The organism is Microbacterium sp. (assembly GCF_035277845.1).
GTDB lineage: Bacteria > Actinomycetota > Actinomycetes > Actinomycetales > Microbacteriaceae > Microbacterium.
This window is the reverse complement of record NZ_DATEJS010000269.1, coordinates 1-17,856: the sequence shown is the minus strand read 5'-3', so window position 1 is coordinate 17,856 and position 17,856 is coordinate 1. Positions and strand designations below refer to the sequence as shown.

16 protein-coding genes and 1 pseudogene are annotated in these 17,856 nt (G+C 71.0%); 6 read left to right on the top strand and 11 right to left on the bottom strand.

Going from position 1 to position 17,856, the window contains the following annotated elements:
• The 3 genes from VJR25_RS11835 to VJR25_RS11825 form a co-directional block, all read right to left on the bottom strand.
• On the bottom strand, positions 1 to 2,079 hold a 2,079-nt coding region (locus VJR25_RS11835), incomplete at its 3' end, for a LamG domain-containing protein (RefSeq protein ID WP_324115227.1).
• A gap of 319 nt (positions 2,080 to 2,398) precedes the next feature.
• Entirely contained in the window at positions 2,399 to 2,983 is a 585-nt protein-coding gene (locus tag VJR25_RS11830; RefSeq protein WP_324115224.1) for a hypothetical protein, read from the bottom strand.
• 91 nt (positions 2,984 to 3,074) lie between these two features.
• On the bottom strand, positions 3,075 to 4,814 hold the full coding sequence (locus VJR25_RS11825; protein WP_324115222.1) for a right-handed parallel beta-helix repeat-containing protein: 1,740 nt from the start codon (positions 4,812 to 4,814) through the stop codon (positions 3,075 to 3,077).
• On the opposite strand from VJR25_RS11825, the gene VJR25_RS11820 reads away from it, so the two are divergent.
• Entirely contained in the window at positions 4,801 to 5,031 is a 231-nt protein-coding gene (locus VJR25_RS11820; protein ID WP_324115220.1) for a hypothetical protein, read from the top strand. The genes VJR25_RS11825 and VJR25_RS11820 overlap by 14 nt on opposite strands.
• 207 nt (positions 5,032 to 5,238) lie before the next feature.
• Here VJR25_RS11820 and VJR25_RS11815 read toward each other — a convergent pair whose 3' ends face one another.
• The 5 genes from VJR25_RS11815 to VJR25_RS11795 are packed head-to-tail and all read right to left on the bottom strand — an operon-like array spanning position 5,239 to position 11,309.
• Complete coding sequence (locus VJR25_RS11815; RefSeq protein WP_324115218.1) at positions 5,239 to 6,501, bottom strand: hypothetical protein; 1,263 nt, start codon at positions 6,499 to 6,501, stop codon at positions 5,239 to 5,241.
• Positions 6,482 to 7,831, bottom strand: a complete 1,350-nt coding sequence (locus VJR25_RS11810; protein WP_324115216.1) for a YveK family protein — start codon at positions 7,829 to 7,831, stop codon at positions 6,482 to 6,484. The genes VJR25_RS11815 and VJR25_RS11810 overlap by 20 nt, the downstream gene beginning before the upstream one ends.
• Before the next feature lie 43 nt (positions 7,832 to 7,874).
• Positions 7,875 to 9,104: a hypothetical protein gene (locus VJR25_RS11805; protein WP_324115214.1), complete on the bottom strand. Its 1,230-nt coding sequence runs from the start codon at positions 9,102 to 9,104 to the stop codon at positions 7,875 to 7,877.
• A 31-nt stretch (positions 9,105 to 9,135) separates the two neighbouring features.
• The gene (cysC, locus tag VJR25_RS11800; RefSeq protein ID WP_324115229.1) at positions 9,136 to 10,326 is read right to left on the bottom strand and encodes an adenylyl-sulfate kinase; all 1,191 of its coding nucleotides are present in this window, start codon (positions 10,324 to 10,326) and stop codon (positions 9,136 to 9,138) included.
• Positions 10,326 to 11,309 (bottom strand): sulfite exporter TauE/SafE family protein, encoded by a 984-nt coding sequence (locus VJR25_RS11795; RefSeq protein WP_324115212.1) that lies wholly within the window; start codon positions 11,307 to 11,309, stop codon positions 10,326 to 10,328. Before VJR25_RS11795 ends, cysC begins: the two co-directional genes overlap by 1 nt.
• A gap of 183 nt (positions 11,310 to 11,492) precedes the next feature.
• Here VJR25_RS11795 and VJR25_RS11790 point away from each other — a divergent pair, with 183 nt between their 5' ends.
• The 5 genes from VJR25_RS11790 to VJR25_RS11770 are packed head-to-tail and all read left to right on the top strand — an operon-like array spanning position 11,493 to position 16,264.
• A complete protein-coding gene (locus VJR25_RS11790) occupies positions 11,493 to 12,251 on the top strand; it encodes a 3'(2'),5'-bisphosphate nucleotidase CysQ (RefSeq protein ID WP_324115209.1) in 759 nt (252 codons plus the stop codon).
• Positions 12,248 to 13,168, top strand: a complete 921-nt coding sequence (gene cysD, locus VJR25_RS11785) for a sulfate adenylyltransferase subunit CysD (protein WP_324115206.1) — start codon at positions 12,248 to 12,250, stop codon at positions 13,166 to 13,168. The genes VJR25_RS11790 and cysD overlap by 4 nt, the downstream gene beginning before the upstream one ends.
• Positions 13,168 to 14,412 (top strand): sulfate adenylyltransferase subunit 1, encoded by a 1,245-nt coding sequence (locus VJR25_RS11780; protein WP_324115205.1) that lies wholly within the window; start codon positions 13,168 to 13,170, stop codon positions 14,410 to 14,412. Before cysD ends, VJR25_RS11780 begins: the two co-directional genes overlap by 1 nt.
• 17 nt (positions 14,413 to 14,429) lie before the next feature.
• The gene (locus tag VJR25_RS11775) at positions 14,430 to 15,356 is read left to right on the top strand and encodes a sulfotransferase domain-containing protein (RefSeq protein WP_324115202.1); all 927 of its coding nucleotides are present in this window, start codon (positions 14,430 to 14,432) and stop codon (positions 15,354 to 15,356) included.
• Complete coding sequence (locus VJR25_RS11770) at positions 15,353 to 16,264, top strand: phosphotransferase (RefSeq protein ID WP_324115200.1); 912 nt, start codon at positions 15,353 to 15,355, stop codon at positions 16,262 to 16,264. The genes VJR25_RS11775 and VJR25_RS11770 overlap by 4 nt, the downstream gene beginning before the upstream one ends.
• A 1-nt stretch (position 16,265) precedes the next feature.
• On the opposite strand, the gene VJR25_RS11765 is transcribed toward VJR25_RS11770, so the two are convergent.
• The 3 genes and pseudogenes from VJR25_RS11765 to VJR25_RS11755 all read right to left on the bottom strand — a co-directional run.
• Complete coding sequence (locus VJR25_RS11765; protein ID WP_324115199.1) at positions 16,266 to 16,721, bottom strand: Rrf2 family transcriptional regulator; 456 nt, start codon at positions 16,719 to 16,721, stop codon at positions 16,266 to 16,268.
• 57 nt (positions 16,722 to 16,778) lie between these two features.
• Complete coding sequence (locus VJR25_RS11760; protein WP_324115197.1) at positions 16,779 to 17,636, bottom strand: ABC transporter permease; 858 nt, start codon at positions 17,634 to 17,636, stop codon at positions 16,779 to 16,781.
• Positions 17,633 to 17,856, bottom strand: a pseudogene (locus VJR25_RS11755) (ABC transporter ATP-binding protein); the annotation flags it as partial. The gene VJR25_RS11760 and the pseudogene VJR25_RS11755, both read right to left, overlap by 4 nt.

Here is a 17,856-nt window from a genome sequence, read left to right as displayed (position 1 = left end):
GTAGCCGCTGTACGCCTGGGCGACGGTGGTTCCGCCGTTCTGCCCGACCGGCGCGCCGTCCACGTACATCGTGAGGCCCGCGCCGGACAGCTCGCCCACCACGTGGTGCCACTGGCCGTCGTTGTACGACTTCGAGGACTGGACGGTGAAGGTGCCGCCGTTGTACACACCGAACATCAGCTTGCCCGCGTTGGTCATGTAGATCTGACGGTCGTAGCTGCTGCTGTTCGTCGGGGCCGTCGACGAGCCGAAGCCGACGATCTTGCCGCCGCTTCCGCTGGTCGACTTGAACCACGCCTCGATCGAGAACGTGTTCGGACCCGTGATCGCCTGCGTGGTCGACGCGGTGCCCGAGGACGAGCCGCTGAAGGTCGCCGCGGTGGAGCTGTCGCCGATGACCGGTCCGGTGGCGCCCTCGACGACGCCGGATCCCTCATTGGTCATGTCGCTGAAACCGGCCCAGTCGTACGCGGTCGTGCCGGACGATTCGTTGAAGCGCCAGAGGTTGGATGCCCCGTCGCCGGTCACGTCGTTGACGTAGGCGGAGGCCTGCCCACTGGTCGCGATCGTCACGCTGGTGCTGTTTCCGCCCAGCTTGTTGCCGAACGGATCCACCGCCTGCACCCGATAGGTGTGCGTCGACCCGGGCACGAGCCCGGTATCGATCCAGCCCATGGCGGGCAGGTTCCAGGCGGCCGAGGTCTGGGTCGTCGTGTAGACCGGGGTGTTGCCTCCGTCGCGGAAGACGTTGTACGTCAGCGTGGCGTTGTCGCGGTCGTAGTCCGCCTGCCACGAGATGCGCGCGGTGCCCGCGGAGAACGAGATCGCCTTCGCGTTGAGGTAGGTGCCGTTGACCGGCCCCATCTTGTTCGGCGCGAGCGAGCTGATCGCGAAGCGCACGAGGCCGACCTGCGCCGTGCCGTTGACGGTCGGGAACTCGCCGCCGAGGGCGATGTAGTTGCTGTTGCCCGTGACGGCCCAGGCGGCCTGGTTCTGACCGGTCACGGTGCCGAGCGTGAACAGCGGCAGCCACGGCAGCAGCGTCGAGTCGGGCACTCCCGCGTAGTTCCAGCCGTACGTGTCGGGGCCGCTGTTGGTCCCCGTCGATGCGACCGTGAACGCGAGGGCGTGGTAGTTGATGCGCGGCGTGACGTCGGGGAAGGACCCGATCGCCGAGCAGTCGTGCGCGTGGCTGACCGTGTAGAGCACCCCGCCGACGGGCTGCACGCTGTAGGTGTCGCCGTGGCAGTCGTTCAGGGTCTTGATCGCGCCGGTATCGGGGTCGGCCGCGAACGAGCCCTCGAAGTTGCCGGCGGAGTACGAGTATCCCGAGCCGTAGATCAGGGTGCCGTCGGTGGTCAGGCTGGTGATGCCCGCGCCGCCCGAGCTGCTGGTCGTGTAGCAGTTCGCCGCGGTGTTGGTGCAGTCGTGCACGTACTGGTTGATCTGGTACGGCACCACAGTCGCCGGGGTGGCGGTCGTGACCGAGCCGATGCTGGTGGCGACGGTGCCGTTCAGGGTGCTGAAACTGCCGCCGATCACCACCTGGCTGCCGTCCGGCGTGACCGCCAGGGCGGTGACTCCCTGGCCGTCGTCGGCGCTCGGGGCCCACGAGGTGAGCGCCCCGTTCGAGGCCTGGAAGGCCGCCAGCCGCGTGCGGGCGGTGGCGCCGATGCTGAGGAACTGACCGCCGACGTACACCGTCGAGTTCGTCGCGGCGATGCCGGCGACGCGTGCGCCCACGTTCGGCGCGAAGCTCGAGATCAGGCTGCCGGTGGCGGTGTCGAACGCGGCGATGTGGTTGCGCGTCACGCCGTCGACCTGGGTGAAGTCGCCGCCGACGTACACGCGCGAGCCGTCCGGCGACGCGGTGATCACGAGCCCCTGTGCGTTGAGGGTGTGGTTGAACGAGGTGATCAGGGCGCCCGTTCGGATGTCGAAGGCCAGCAGGTTCGCGCGCGGCGTGTAGTTCGCCGCGGTGTTGGCAGCCCCTGCGGGCCACGTCTGCGAGAACGACCCGGTTGCGTACACGGTGTTGCCGACGGTCACCTCCGCCCACACGACACCGTTCTGCTGCACGGTCGGCAGCGCATCCGCACTGACCGTGGCGGGTTGTCCGGGAGGGGGCGCGGTATCCGCGCGGGCACTGCTCGGCGCGATGAAGACGGTGGCGAAGGCAGTTGCGGTGACGAGTGCCGCAATCCCCAGAACAGCACTGAAACGTCGCAATGACGCACGGGACGTACCCATGATTCCCCTAGATTCCCCAGATTGTAACCTCGCAGCGCCCCCACGGCGCGTTCGCACGTGCCCCAGCACGTACGGCGATTGTGCCCAGGATAGGGCATCAGGCAAATGTTGCCAAGAGCCTTCTTAGAATTCCGAGGCGATCTCCGGGTCAGCCGACGGGGCCTTCGAAGACCACGGTCGGGCCGCCCTGCTGGTACCAGGCGCTGAGGCCGACGTGGCCGCGCGCGCTCGATGGAATGGCGAAGGCGTACACCGCGGTGGCGCTCGATCCGGGGGCCAGCGTGCCGTGGAAGGGCTTCGTGGCTGCGTTGTCCGGGGATGCCGGCTTCTTCGCGGTGCCGTACCAGGCGTTCACCTCGACGGTGTCGATCGTGAAGGGCTTCGCCGAGGCGTTCGTGAACTTCAGCGTGAACGCCACCTGCGCTTGACCGGTCACGACGCCGGGCCCTGACCCCGTGACAGTGCCGGACGTGGTGCGCACCACGGCGAGGGTCACCTTGCCGGGAAGCTTCGCCGGCGAGGTCATCGGCACGGGCGGAAGCGTCTTCGAGGTGCCGGCGTCGACCGGCGTCGGCGTTCCGGTGGGCGGGTTCGTGAGCCGCGAGGGAGTGCCCGGGCTGTAGCTGAAGCTCGGGCTGGGCGTGTTCGCGGCCGGCTTGGCGCTCGTGCAGCCGGTCAGCACGACCGACGCGACCAGGACGGCGACGAGGCCGTGTCTTGCGCTCGTTCTCATGACTCCCCCAGGCATGTGCTTGGAGCGAGCATACGACAAAGCGGAGGGGGTGCGGCTGGGCGGGCGCTTTGCGCGCCCGCCCAGACCGCTGTCAGTTGAAGATGGCGCCGAGCTGCGGAGTCGCGGTGCCCAGCAGGGAGGTGAACGCCGAGGGCGGCGTGATGGCCGTCGACGAGCGCCAGCTCGTGTACGCCGACAGGAGCTGCCCGTTCGACGCCGTGATGGGGTTCCCGAAGAACTCCTTGGAGCGCGGGTCCTGTCCGGTCGCCTTGGTGAAGGAGGAGCGCAGCGTGTACACCGCCGGGTTGCCGGCACCGCGCGACCACACGACCAGCCACGTCGGGCTCGAGCCGGACGTCCGCTGGTACATGTTCCCGTTGGGCGTGATGTTCAGGCTCGAGGCGGAGTACGTGTGCGTGTAGTCCTCCACGCACAGCGCGCAGTTGCCGGTGGTGCCTGCGATCACGTTGTTGGCCACGCTGATGTTGCGGATCAGCCACGGCATGGTCGGATCCGGGAACGGCTGGCGCATGTCGTGACCGGGAACGGACGGGTCGTTCGCCTTGCGGCCGTCCTGCACGATCTCGAGCGTCCGGTCTCCGCCGACGATGGTGTTGTTCCACACTCGGACGCTGCCGGTGTCGTTGATCTTCAGCGCACTGTCGAGGTTGCCGAGCAGCAGGTTGTTGACGAAGTCGACCTTCTGCGAGATCTCGAAGAACGCACCGTGGCCGGCGTTCCCGACGAAGTCGGTGCCGGCGACGCTGATCGCGTACACGGACTGATCCGTCCACAGGCCCGGTCCGTCGTTGCGCAGGAATGCGGAGTTGCGGATCGTGAGGCCGCGGGTCTTCGTGACCTTCAGGCCGCCCGAGACCGGAGCCCGGTTGAAGTGCTCGCTGTTGTTCTGCACCGAGAGCACGTTGTTCAGAGTGAGGCCGTCGGCGTAGTTCGCGCCGATGCCCATCAGCCCGTTGCGGGCGACCGTGACCGACTGCAGCGTGGCGCTCGAGGCACCGACGAAGAGGCCGGTCGTCGCGGTGTCGGAGATCGAGACGTTCTCCAGGCGTGTGCCCGGCGCCTCGACCGTGACCGCGCCCATCATCCACACGGAGGTGGCGTAGCCGCGGATGCCGATTCCGCGCACCGTCGTGCCGGCGCCGCGCAGGGACATCGCCTTGGTCAGCGTCGCCGCGCGCACCTGGTGACCCGAGGGGTTCGACCCGATGTAGAGGCGGTGCGCCGTGGTGTCGGCGAAGAAGGTGCCCGGCACGACCTGGCTGAGGCTCGCGACCTGGCGCTGCGGGGCGCCGTCGATGAAGAGCTCCTCCGGGTGGGCGGCCATGGGGTAGGCGGGGTTGATCCACTGCCACCCGGCCGACGTGCCGTCCGGAGCCCCGCGCGTGAACGTGGGGCTGGAGTCGAACACGTGGTTCCAGCCGCCGACGTACCACTTCGAGCCGGAGGCGGTCCATCCGGTCTGCGCCTCAGTGCCGTCGAACCAGACGGCCTCCTTCGGGTAGGCCTGGATCGTCAGCTTCTTGCCCGCGGGAACCGTGATGTTCTCGTGGTACGTACCGCCGCGCAGCACGATGGTCGCGCCGCTCGGCGCGGCATTGATGGCCGCCTGGGCGGTCTTGTAGGGCGTGGCGGCCCTGCCGTTGCCGCCGGCGGCAGCCGTCGGCGAGGCGAAGATCGCGCCGGTAGGCACGGCGTAGGCCGTGGTCCCGACGGTGGCGGCGCCCCGTCTGGCGCGGGCGCCGCTGATGTTCCAGGCCGTGTCGGTGGGGCTTCCCACCGTGGCCGGTGCCGCGACCGTGGCGGGCGCCACCGAGGTCTCGGCCTTCACTGTCGTCGACGAGCCGATCACCGGATCGGCGACGATCTTCGACGCCGTGCTCGCGGTGGTGTCCGCAGTTCGGCTCAGGGATTTCGTGACGGGGGCGGGATGGTGGGTCGTGACGACGGCAGCCGTCGCAACCCCGGATATGAGGACGACGGCGGCAGCCGTCATCGCGGTTTTGCGTGTGAATCTCATGGGGAGGTGAGGTTCCTGTATTCGTCGAGCATCCCACCCGAATTGAGACGCAGTCATTGTCCGCGGCTCAGCTGGGGGCAGAGCCGCGTACGCGACCCATCTGGGGCAAGGCCGCGCACGGCCAAGATATCAGCGGAATTTGAGAAATCGCTAGAGTGTGAAAGAATTCTCACTCCCTCGGCCCGGGCCTGGAAGTGAGGCGTGCAGGAGACCGCGATCAGGGAACTGCGTGCCGGCTGCGCGCACCGATCTCCGCGGGCTCCTCCGGCTCCGCCTTCGGGTGCCGGCTGCGGTGCGTCAGGATCGCCGTGTAGGTGACCAGCAGCACGAACGGCATGGCGCTGTCGACCAGGCCGCTCTCGGTCGCGGACCGGATGAGCACCAGCATGAGCAGCGGCAGCATGACGCTCCGCCGGGTCGAGACGAGGGCGGTCGCCGCCGTCCAGATGACCAGCACGCCGACCAGGGCGACGGAGAGCACACCGGCCTGCGCCAGCAGCGACACCCAGCTGCTGTCGAGCACCTGGAAGGGGTCCCACTTGTTGTCCACGGGCACCTGCTCGACGGAGAGCCCGAGCCCGAGCCATCGCTCCCAGCTCCCCCAGTCCCAGCCGAGCACCACCTGCCACGCGGTGAAGCGGGAGTTCAGCGACGAGCCCACCGCATTCGACCCGCCGCGCGAGGCCAGGTCGCCCACGAGGTTCGTGAAGGTGGCCGTGGCATAGGCGACAGGCGCTGCGGCCAGCAGGACGAACAGCATCGACCGGTCGCGGATGCCGTTGAAGATCGCCGCCAGCAGCAGGGCGACGAGGGCGCCGAGCAGGGCGGTGCGGGATCCGGTGGCCACGACGATCCCGAGCAGCACGACCACGAGCACCACCCGCCACTCCCGCCAGCCGCGCTGGAGCGAGAAGACCACGAGCCCGACGAGCGGGGTGGCGGCGAGCGCCGCGAGCTCGTTGGGGTGGATCTCCGGGATGCCGCCGCCGAGCCGGCCCGAGGACGCGTACTTCGGCAGTCCGGTGAGCGCGGCGAAGACCGCGACGGTGGTCATCGCGGTGAACAGGCAGGCGAGCGCCGCGGTCCACGGCACGCTCGAGACGAGCATGAGCACGGTCGCCATCACGATGAACACGCGGATGACGAGCACGAGCGTCTCGCTGCCGTGCCCGGAGACGAACGCCCCGAGCAGCGAGATCAGAAGCGCGAGCGAGAGGACGCCCGCGGGACCGAGGCCGACGGGGGCGCGCACCCGCGTCCGCAGCGTGAGCAGCACGGCACCGCCGAGGCCGCACAGTGCCAGCACGGCCTTCGCGAGCACGACGGGGTCCGTGCCGCCGCTGTACAGGTTGTTGGGGCGCCACGGCAGCACGCTGACGATCACCACCAGGAAGAGGCCGCCGACCGCGGCGAGTCGCTCACGACTCGGTGCGCCCGCGTCGCGATGGATCGTCTCGCCGTCAGTGATCTGCCCGGACATCGCCGACCGCCACCGGATGCTCACCGCGGACCGGATGCCGGTCGGACGGCCGCCAGGTCTCGGCGACCGCGCTGACGTCGCCGAGGGGCGCGTGGGTCATGAGGGCCCCGACCGGACGGATGCCCATCACGTGCAGGCGGGTGACGAGCGAGGCCAGCTGGCTGGCCATCGTCGACTTGTTGCGCACCGCGATGACGACACCCGATTCGAGCGCGGCCATCCGCTCGATGAGTCCGGACGCGCTCGCGTCGGCCGCGACCATCACCACCTCGAAGTCGTCGCGCAGGCGCAGGCAGGCCTCCGGCAACCGGCGGGCGATCTCCGCGGACCGCACCGGCTCGGACAGCGCGAACACCGACCCGTCCCTGTCGCCGGCGGGCTCGTCGACCGGCCCGCCCGTGAGGTTGACGATCTCATCGAGAGGACGGACACCGGCATCCGGGTCGCGATCCGAGCGCACGTCCAGCACGCACGCCCGGGCGCCGGCCTCGTCGAACGCGTCGACGAGGCCGCGGAAGATCGACTCGTTGAGCGACTCCGGCGACGCCGAGACCAGCACGTACCGCTCGACGCCGAGGCCCCCGAGACTGCCGAGATTGCCGACGGTCTCTTCGAAGGCCGCCTTGCGCAGCAGGTCCGCGTTGCGCCGGGGCGCGCGTGACCGGCGCGGGATGCGCCCCGCCAGCGGCAGCCGGCTCGCCTTGCGGATGTCCGAGCTGGTGCGCAGGCTGCGGTTCGTGGTCGTGCGGTACACGGCCACGATCGCGCCGATCGCGAGCCCGGCGATGAGCCCGAGGCCCGTGACGGCGAGCACCTGCGGCGAGATCGGCTGCAGCGGCTCGACCGCGGGGAGCACCACGTCGAGCCGCACGACGATCTTGGTGCCGTTCGTGTTCTCGGTCTCCTCGATGAGCGCGGACAGGTGCCGCGCCGCCGAGTTCGCCATGTCGGCGGAGAGCTTCGCGGTGGAGGCATCCGCCTCGACGACCAGCAGCACCGTGTTCGACGGGTTGGTGGCCGACAGCATCCGCGTGATGTCCGCGTCGCTGTAGTCGCGCTCGCTCAGGTCGAGGTCGGAGCGCACGCCGTCGATCACGGACGGGCTGTCGACCAGCTGCGGGTAGGACTGGATGCGCGCGAGGCTGAACTGGTTCTGCTGGAAGAGGGTGTCCGGAGTCGACGAGACCCGCAGCATCAGGGTCGATGTCGCCGCGTAGGTCTTCGGCATCAGCTTCGTCACTCCGAATGCGGCCAGCGCACCCGCGAGCGCCACGATCAGGATGATCAGCCAGCCTTCGCGCAGGATGCGGCCGTAGGGCACGTCCTCCACGCATTCCCCCCCATTGTGAAACGGCAGCCAGGACTTGAACGTATCACTCGGTGAAGTCCACAGACGGCTCGGGCAATCGATTCTTTGCCTTTACCCGGCGGGACAGCCAGCGCAGTCCGAAGCCGCCGAGCGCCGACGCCACCGCGAGCCCGAACGGGAGGTACGGCGGCGCGATGTGCAGCAGCAGCATCCCGACGGTGACGACCAGCCCGAGCAGGGTGTCGCCGAGACGGATGAAGAAGACCGGCGTCTGCATCCCCGACACCGCGCTCAGGGCGCCGTAGGGCGTGACGACCGCCACGGAGACGCCGTAGACCGCCCACGCGGCGGTGGCCACGAGGTCCAGGTGCACGCCGAACAGCAGCGGGCCGATCCACGGGGCCACCGCGACGGCCAGACCGCCGAGCACCGCCGTGGCCAGCAGCAGCGCCCGGGAGACGCGGTCGGCCTCGTGCAGCGATCCGGCGCCCTGCGACTTCGCCTGGTGGGCGAACCGCACGAACAGGAACGACGACAGACCGCCGACGACCAGCAGCAGGGGGGACGTGTACGTGCGGGCCGCCTCCAGGCCGCCGACCGCGGCGAGCCCGACGAAAGCCGCGACGAGCAGCCGCACGCCGGTGAACATGCCCGGGCGCAGCGTCTGCACGAGCGCGCGCCACGTGCCGTAGCCGAACACCGCCCCGTACGACCCCGGCCACAGGCCCGGCATCCACCGGTCGGCTTTGGGCACGAGCACCGCGCCGAGCAGCGTGGCGAAGATCTGCCCGGCCCCGATGGCCGCGAAGAACACGGCCAGCGAGAGCCCGTGCAGCAGCAGCGCGACGCCCAGCACGGCGAGCGCGACCACGAAGCCCGCGCTGTCGATGACGAGGATGCGGTGGAACTTCATGTTGGCGCCGAGCAGACGCCGGAAGACCTCCTCGATCACGAAGAACGCCACCGCCACGGCGAACGCGATCGCCTCGGGCCAGTCGATGAACCCCGTGACGAGCAGGATGCCGGACGAGATCGTCGCGCTCCCGACGGCGGCGATCAGCATGGTTCCGAGGAGCCCCGCGCGGATGTCGCGCCGGTCGCGTTCGAGCGCGACCAGGGAGTCGCCGACGAGTCCCGTGACGATGCCGCTCGCCAGCACGAGGATGCCGTACATCACCGCGAATCGCCCGTACTCGGACAGCCCGAGGGCGCGGACGACGAGCAGCTGGAGCACGAAGCTGATCCCGGCCTGCACGCCCTGCGCCAGGATCGCGCTGAGAGCCGACCGCTTCATGCACCCCTCCGTCCGGCGCTGCCGCGCGCGCTCATGCGAGGAACACCCCGCGGTCGCGCAGCAGGTCGAGCACGGCCGAGGCGGCCTCGTCGACGCCCATCGTGGAGGTGTCGATCTCGAGGTCGGCGTCCTGCGGCACATCGTACGGGGAATCGACCCCGGTGAACTCGGTGAGCTCGCCCGCCCGGGCGCGGGCGTACAGGCCCTTGCGGTCGCGCTTCTCGGCGACCTCGAGCGGGGTGGAGACGTAGACGACGATGAACGGGGCGACCGTCTCGACGATCGCGCGCATCGCGGCACGGGAGGAGTCGAACGGGGCGATCGGAGCGCATACGGCGAGACCGCCGACCTCGGCGACCCGAGCGGCGACCCAGGCGATGCGCGCGAGATTGCGCTCGCGGTCCTCGCGCCCGAATCCCAGCCCCGAGGACAGCACCTGGCGCACCTCGTCGCCGTCGAGCAGCACCGGACGGTCGCCGGTGGCGCGGTCGATCCGGTCGACGACGGCGCGCGCCACCGTGGATTTGCCGGCCCCGGACAGCCCGGTGAACAGCACCACGGCACCCCCCGCCCGCGCCGGCACAGGGCGGCGGAAGTCGAGCACGTCGCGTGCGCCCAGCCGCTCCAGCAAAGTCCGCAGGGTCTCGTCGCGGGACCCGCCGTCGTGCGAGGCGGGCACCCCGAGGTACAGGGCCTCGGCGCCGAGCTCGGCCGCCGCATCCGCCAGATCGTCCATCAGCGCGGCATCCACGCGAGGCCCGACGCCGGAGCTGACGCCGACCAGCACGAGCGGCCGATCCCCACGTCGTGCGGCCGCGCGCAGGACGTCGGCGGGATGCACGCGGCCGGCGAAGACGGCGACCGCATGACCGGCCAGGTCGCGGGGCGCCGTGAGGCGCAGCGCGCGGGCGGGGGGATGCTCGGCCGGATGCAGGGCCTCGACGGGACCGGCGATCCAGCTCGTCACGTCGTCGCGGGCCTCGACCTCGACCGGGCGTACGCGCGCCAGCGGTGTGTTCTCCGAGTCCGTGAGCAGCACTCCCCCGCATCCGGGATCCGCGTGCGCCGCGGCCGTGGGCACGGCCAGCGTGACCTCGATCGGCCAGCCGCGCGGCGGGCGCCCCGGCAGGCAGTAGCCGGCGGCGGGCGCGAAGAAGCCGCCGAGCAGCAGCTCGAGCCGGTCGAGGTCGTCCGGGGGAAGCGCCACCATCGGCTCGGTCATCACGGCCCGCCGCTTCCCGCGTCTCGCTGCTCGCGCTCCTGCTCCTCCCGGCGGCGCTGCTCCCGGACCTGGCGGATCTCGACGGAGGCGAGCGCGGGGAACCCGTGCCGGCGTCGGATCGCCATCCACACCACCGGCGCGATGAGCAGCACCGCGAGCAGCAGGATGCCGGTCAGCTCGTTGCTGAGCCCGAACATCTTCAGTGCGGACGCCAGCAGCACGAAGGCGAGCGCGCGGCGGACGATGCCGCCCGGCAGCTGCGCGGAAAGCCGCGCGCCGATGTAGGCACCGGGGACGCCGCCGACGATGAGCGGCAGGGTGACGCCGAGATCGAGGTCGCCGAACAGGGCGTGTCCGATGGCGGCGGATGCCACGAGCGGCACCGCCTGGACGAGGTCGGTGCCCACCAGCTGGCTGGCCTTGAGTCCGGGGTAGAGCAACATCAGCCCGATGATGATGAGCGATCCGGATCCCACCGACGTCATGCCGACGATGAGGCCGCCGAGCGCTCCCAGCAGCAGGGTCGGGATGGGTCGCACGGCGACGTCGGGACGCTCCTGCGGGAGCGGCTCGCCGCGTCCGTCCCGCGTGCGCGCCCGCTCGACGAGCCGCAGGTAGGCGCGCACCATGAGCAGCGCCGCCGACAGCAGCAGGGCCGCGCCGAGCGCGATCTTCACGCCGTCCTGAACCTGGGCGGCATCCCCGAACGACTTCAGCACCAGCACACCGCAGAAGGCCGCCGGAACCGACCCGACGCAGAGCCAGCCGACGAGCTTCAGGTTGACCGTGCCGCGGCGCAGGTGCACCACCGAGCCGACGGGCTTCATGACGGCGGCGGCCACGAGGTCGCTGGACACGGCGGTGAGCGGATTGATGCCGAAGAACAGCACCAGCATCGGCGTCATGAGGGCGCCTCCGCCCATGCCGGTGAGGCCGACCACGATCCCGACCGCGAGCGCGCCGAGGGCCAACCACCAGTCCATGGCGGAAAGTCTCGCACACGGGCGCGCCACGCTCACGGGTCGATTCCGCGCACCATCAGGTGCGCCGCCGTCCTTGACCCGGGGGCGACGCGCCCCCGTATCATGGGGGCCACCCGTCGCCTCACTGCTGACGAAGGACCAGATCAGGGGCCGGGGCGGCACAGAATCGATTCTGGGGAGACGATGGCTGACGACACCGCGATCGCCGGTGCACTCGCGCGGGGCGCCGGAGAGCTTCTGCTGCGCGTGCGCGCCGACGCGGGCCCGCAGCGCATCGGCACCGCGGGTCTGAAGGACGAGGGCGACCGGCGCGCGCAGGAGTTCCTCGCGCGCGAACTCGCCACCCGGTTCCCGGACGACGCTGTGCTCTCGGAGGAGGCGGCCGACAGCGACCGGCGCCTGACGTCCGACCGGGTGTGGATCATCGACCCGCTCGACGGCACGCGGGAGTTCTCCGAGGGCCGGCACGACTGGGCGGTGCACGTCGCGCTGTGGGAGCGCGGCGAGCTGACCGCCGGCGCGGTCGCCCTGCCCGGCCTCGACACCGTCCTCTCCACCGCCGATCCGGCCACGCCGTGGGCTGCGCCCGGCCGTGTCCGCCTCGCCGTCTCGCGGTCGCGCCCGACACCGCTCGTGCAGCGCCTCGCCGATCAGCTCGACGCCGAGCTCGTGCCGATGGGATCGGCCGGGTACAAGGTGGGCGCCGTCGTCCGCGGCGAGGTCGACGCCTACGTCCACTCCGGCGGGCAGTACCAGTGGGACTCCGCCGCGCCGGTCGCGGTGGCCCGGCACGTGGGGCTGTTCACCTCGCGCGTGGACGGCTCACCGCTCGTCTACAACGGCCCCGATGTGTACCTGCCCGACCTCGTCGTCTGCAACCCGCACGTCTCGCAGCAGATCCTGCGACGGCTCGACTCGCTCCTGGAAGAGGACCGCTCATGATGGATGCCACCGCCTCCGACGGCCACGGGTTCTCGCAGCTGGACCATCTCGAGTCCGAGGCGATGTTCATCATCCGCGAGATCGTCGCGGAGAACGAGAGCCCCGGGCTGCTCTTCTCCGGCGGCAAGGACTCCATCGTCATGCTGCACCTGGCCGCGAAGGCGTTCGCGCCGGCATCCCTGCCGTTCCCGGTCGTGCACATCGACACGGGCCACAACTTCGACGAGGTGCTGCTGTTCCGCGACCGCCTCGTCGAGGAGCTCGGCGTGCGCCTCATCGTCGGCTCGGTGCCGGAGGCCATCGAGGAGGGCTTCGTGCGCGAGGAGCCGAGCGGCTCCCGCAACCGCATCCAGACGCCGGTGCTGCTGCGCACCGCCGAGCAGCACGGACTCACCGCCCTCATGGGCGGCGCCCGCCGCGACGAGGAGAAGGCGCGCGCCAAGGAGCGGGTCTTCTCGTTCCGCGACGAGTTCGGGCAGTGGGACCCGAAGAACCAGCGCCCGGAGCTCTGGGGTCTGTACAACGGCCGCATCCACCCCGGCGAGAGCATCCGCTGCTTCCCGCTGTCGAACTGGACCGAGCTCGACATCTGGGAGTACATCGCCCGCGAGGGCATCGAGGTGCCGTCCATCTACTACGCGCACGAGCGCGAGGTCTTCAAGCGCAACGGGATGTACTTCGCCGTGAACCGGCACTGCCTGCCGCGGGACGGCGAGGACACGTTCACCGAGACCGTGCGGTACCGCACCGTGGGCGATGCGACCCTCACCGCGGCGGTGCTGTCGCAGGCCCGCACCGCGGCGGACGTGGCCGCCGAAGTCGCGGCGAGCCGCATCACCGAACGGGGAGCGACCCGCGGCGATGACAAGGTGAGTGAAGCGGCGATGGAAGACCGCAAGAAGGAGGGCTACTTCTGATGGACATCCTCCGCTTCGCCACGGCCGGGTCGGTCGACGACGGCAAGAGCACGCTGATCGGCCGTCTGCTGTACGACTCGAAGTCGATCTTCACGGATCAGCTGGATGCGGTCGAGCGCACGAGCGCGCAGCGCGGCGACGAGTACACCGACCTCGCCCTGCTGACCGACGGCCTGCGCGCGGAGCGCGAGCAGGGCATCACGATCGACGTGGCGTACCGGTACTTCTCCACCCCGCGGCGGAAGTTCATCATCGCGGACACCCCGGGCCACATCCAGTACACGCGGAACATGGTCACGGGCGCCTCCACGGCCGACCTCGCCATCATCCTGATCGACGCCCGCAAGGGCCTTCTCGAGCAGAGCCGCCGCCACGCGACGATCGTCTCGCTGCTGCGCGTGCCGCACGTCGTGCTCGCGATCAACAAGATGGACCTCGTCGACTGGTCGCAGGACGTGTACGAGGAGATCAGCGCGGCCTTCGTCGACTTCGCCGCGAAGCTCGATTTCGCGGATGTCACCACCATCCCGATCTCGGCGCTCACCGGCGACAACGTGGTGACGCGCTCGACGCACATGGACTGGTACCAGGGCCCCGCCCTGATGCACCACCTCGAGCACGTGTACATCGCCAGCGACCGGAATCTCGTCGACGTGCGCTTCCCGGTGCAGTACGTCATCCGGCCGCAGAACGGACGCGGCGACTACCGCGGGTTCGCGGGCCAGCTCGTGAGCGGGATGATGCGTCCCGGCGACGACGTCATCGTGCTGCCGAGCGGCCTGCCGTCGCGGATCACGGCGATCGAGACGGCCGCGGGCGCGGTCGACGAGGCGTTCCCGCCGATGTCGATCACGGTGCGACTCGAGGACGAGGTGGACATCTCGCGCGGCGACATGATCAGCCGCCCCGCGAACCAGCCCGAGCCGACGCAGGACATCGACGCGATGATCTGCTGGATGGACTCGGCGCCGATGCGGGTGGGCGGCAAGTACGCCATCAAGCACACCACCCGCAGCGCCCGCGCGCTCGTGAAGGACATCGCCTACGAGCTCGACATCAACACCCTGCATCGCGAGCTGTCGCCCGGGTCGCTCGGGCTCAATTCGATCGGACGCGTCACGCTGCGCACGACGCAGCCGCTGCTGGTGGACCCGTACCGGCGCAACCGGCAGACGGGATCGTTCATCCTCATCGACGAGGCGAGCAATCGCACGGTGGGCGCCGGCGTGATCACGGAGAACTGAGCGGATCGGGGGACGGCATGGTTCAGGGCAGGAGCACGACGCTGCACGAGGGCCGCACCGGGGTGCGGGGACTCGTGATGCGGGCCGGCAGCGGGGCGTTCCGGCTGATCGGGTCGGTGAACGCGGGCTCGCGGCCGATGCCGGACTTCCTCATCGTCGGCACGAAGCGCGGCGGCACGACGTCGCTGTACTACGACCTGCTCAAGGTGCCGCAGATCGTCACGCTCTTCCCGTCGGCCAAGCACCTGCCGAAGGCGAACGAGACCAAGGGCGTGCACTACTTCGACACGCACTACTACAAGAGCCTGCGCTGGTACCGCTCGTACATGCCGTCGCGGGCGGCCCGGCGCCGGGCGCAGGAGCGCCTGGGCGGGGCCCCGGTCATCGTGGGCGAGGCCTCTCCGTACTACCTGTTCCACCCGCTCGCGGCCGAGCGCGCGCACGCCGCCGCGCCGGATGCCAAGATCATCGCCCTGCTGCGCGACCCGGTGCAGCGCACGTACTCGCACTGGAAGGAGCGGCGGCGCGGCGACGCGGAGCCGCTCGACTTCCTCGCGGCGCTCGACGCCGAGGAATCGCGCCTGGCGGGCGAGGAGCAGAAGATCGTCGCCGACCCGCACTACTACAGCTACGCGCACGAGCAGCAGTCGTACGTCGCGCAGAGCCGCTACGCCCGGTCGCTGAAACGCTGGGCGGAGCTGTACGGCATGGCGAACATCCTCGTGGTGCCGAGCGAGGAGTACTACGCCGACCAGCCCGGAACCGTCGCCCGGGTGGCCGCCTTCCTGGGCGTCGACGGCGGGGACGTGCCGGCCGGCGAGCGCATGAACGCGGCGAGCGGCGAGCCGCTGCCGCCCGACGTGCAGGAGCGGCTCGGCACGCTGTTCGCCGAGGACAACGCCGAACTCGAGCGGATGATCGGACGCTCGCTGCCCTGGACATGAGCGACCGGCTCGACACCCGCAGCATCCGCTTCCCGGCGTCCGGGCACATCTGGATCCCCGCGCACGGACGCCGTGCCGCGGCATCCGGCCTGTCGATGCACTCGCCCTGCCACCCGCTGAAGGTGCTCGCGCAACGGGCGCTCTGGGCCGGGGTGCGGGTGGCCGGCCCGCGCCTGATCCCGGGCGAGCGGGTGACGTGGCAGCCGCCCGTGCCGGATGAGGAATGGCAGTCGCTCCTCGCGCAGTGGCGGGATGCCGCCGGCGCCTTCGACGGCATCGCCGTGTACCACCGGCCGCAGACCGGGCGCACCGGGTTCGCGGCGCTGCTCCTCCGGGCGGGACGCGGAGTCGCGTTCGCGCGGCTGCATCCGGAGGCCGCCCGCATCCGCCGCGAGTTCGAGGTCGTCTCCGGCGTGCACCGCGCGCGGCCGCGGACGTTCCGGGTCGCCGAGCCGATCGCGGCGGACGACGGGGCGCTGCCGTGGATGCTGACGCGCTCCGTGCCGAACTATCCGCTCGGCCCGCTGCGCAGCGCCCGGCGCCGTGGAGCGGTGGCGGACGAGCTCGGCGGCATCCTCGCGGGCGTGCTCGACCGGCCCGCAGGCGTGCCCGCGCACTGGGTTCCCGCGCACGGCGACTTCACGCCCTGGAACGTCCGCACCGACCTCGCCCGCCGCGTCTACGTGATCGACTGGGAGGATGCCGGCTACGCGCCTCCCGGCGTCGACGCCCTGTACGGCGCGCTCACCGCGCACACCACGTTCGGCGCGCCGCTGCCGGCGGATGCTCCGCGGGAGGCGCGCGACTGGCTGGACGCGCTCATCGCGGATCGGGCCGCCCGCGAGTCCGGGTCGGCGGCCGCGAACGCCGAGCTGCGCGCGCTGCTCGGCGCGATTCCCGTGCGCTGAGTCAGCGGCGCTCGTAGGCGCCCTCGCCCTGCAACAGGGTGCGGACGTGGTCGGGCAGCCGGTTCGCCAGCAGGTCGGCGACGGTCGTCGCCTCCAGCACCAGCCGGACGCTCGCCCGCACCGCGACCCACACGTCGCGCAGCGGCTCGGCCGTGCCGGTGTACTGCACGGCCTCCGGGGCGATGCCCCGGACCGCGGCGAGCGGACCGTCGACGGCGCGCACGACGTCCGCGATCGTGATGCGCTCGGCCGCGACCGCCAGCACGTACCCGCCCGTCGTGCCGCGGCGCGCGGTCAGCAGTCCGGCCTTCTTCAGGTCGGTGAGGATCGACTCGAGGAACTTCGACGGGATCGCCTGGGACTCGGCGATCTCGGCGCGCGTGGCGCTCGCGCCGGCACGGCTCGCCAGCTCGACGAGTGCCCGCACGGCATAGTCGGCGCGCGCCGTGATCTGCACCGGACTTCACCTGCCCATCGAGGAATCCTGGCCTCGATCCTACCGGCACGGCATCCTTCAGAGCCGTGCCACCCCCAGTCCGCGACGACGCCGGATGCCCCCGGCGATCAGCGAGAAGACGCCGTCGACGATCATCCCGATGACGAGGATGACGATCATCACGGCGAGGAGCGTCGGCGCGTCGGCGAAGCTGCGCGCGTTCGAGAGCAGCACGCCGAGGGCGGTCACCTGCGAGATCGTCACCAGCAGCTCGCCGGCCAGCAGCGACCGCCACGCGAACGCCCAGCCCTGCTTGAGGCCGGCGACGTAGGTGGGCAGTGCGGCGGGCAGGATGACGTACCGCAGCATCCGCCATCCGCGGGCACCGAGCGTATGCCCGGCGCGCAGCAGCTGCGGCGGCACGTCGTCGATCCCGGAGATCAGGCCGTTCGCGATCGAGGGGGCGGCCCCGAGCACGATCACGAAGAGGATCGCCTGCTCGGTGAGCCCGAAGAACAGGATCGCCAGGGGGAACCACGCGATCGACGGCATGGTCTGCAGGCCGGAGAGCAGGGACCCGATGGCGGAGCGCAGGATGCGGGAGCGGGCCACGGCCGCGCCGAGGGCCGTCCCGATCACGAGCGCCACGGCGAACCCGGTCACGGCCCGGGTCATGGTGGTCGCGGCGCCCAGCCAGAACGACGGCGCGACCAGCAGCGCGCCCAGCCGATCGAACACGGTGAGCGGATCCGGCAGCACGTACGCGGGCTTGACGCCCGACAGGTACATCACCTGCCACGCGACCAGCACGATGGCGATCGCGAGCAGGCCGGGCCACAGTCTCCGCCACAGGCGCCGGGCGAACGGCGGCACGGCGGGCGGCGGCAGCGCCGGGCCGGCGGTGTCCAGCGGCAGGCCCCGCGTCACGGCGGTCATGCCGCCAACTCCTCGCGGTCGCCGCCCGGCTGCGCGTCGAGCAGATCGTGCAGGTGCGCCGCGCGCTGCGCGATCTCCGGGCTGTCCAGGCGCCGCGGGCGGGGCAGGTCGACCACGAGCTCGCTCGCGACCCGGCCCGGTCCCGGCTGCATGAGCAGCACGCGGTCGCCGAGACGGACGGCCTCGCGCACGTTGTGGGTGACGAACAGCACCGTGAGCG

Coding starts and splice junctions, on each gene's coding strand:
- VJR25_RS11830 (WP_324115224.1), bottom strand. CDS start 2,983: ATGAGAACGAGCGCAAGACACGGCCTCGTCGCCGTCCTGGTCGCGTCG.
- VJR25_RS11775 (WP_324115202.1), top strand. CDS start 14,430: ATGGTTCAGGGCAGGAGCACGACGCTGCACGAGGGCCGCACCGGGGTG.
- VJR25_RS11805 (WP_324115214.1), bottom strand. CDS start 9,104: ATGAAGCGGTCGGCTCTCAGCGCGATCCTGGCGCAGGGCGTGCAGGCC.
- cysD (WP_324115206.1), top strand. CDS start 12,248: ATGATGGATGCCACCGCCTCCGACGGCCACGGGTTCTCGCAGCTGGAC.
- VJR25_RS11795 (WP_324115212.1), bottom strand. CDS start 11,309: ATGGACTGGTGGTTGGCCCTCGGCGCGCTCGCGGTCGGGATCGTGGTC.
- VJR25_RS11780 (WP_324115205.1), top strand. CDS start 13,168: ATGGACATCCTCCGCTTCGCCACGGCCGGGTCGGTCGACGACGGCAAG.
- cysC (WP_324115229.1), bottom strand. CDS start 10,326: ATGACCGAGCCGATGGTGGCGCTTCCCCCGGACGACCTCGACCGGCTC.
- VJR25_RS11770 (WP_324115200.1), top strand. CDS start 15,353: ATGAGCGACCGGCTCGACACCCGCAGCATCCGCTTCCCGGCGTCCGGG.
- VJR25_RS11760 (WP_324115197.1), bottom strand. CDS start 17,636: ATGACCGCCGTGACGCGGGGCCTGCCGCTGGACACCGCCGGCCCGGCG.
- VJR25_RS11815 (WP_324115218.1), bottom strand. CDS start 6,501: ATGTCCGGGCAGATCACTGACGGCGAGACGATCCATCGCGACGCGGGC.
- VJR25_RS11790 (WP_324115209.1), top strand. CDS start 11,493: ATGGCTGACGACACCGCGATCGCCGGTGCACTCGCGCGGGGCGCCGGA.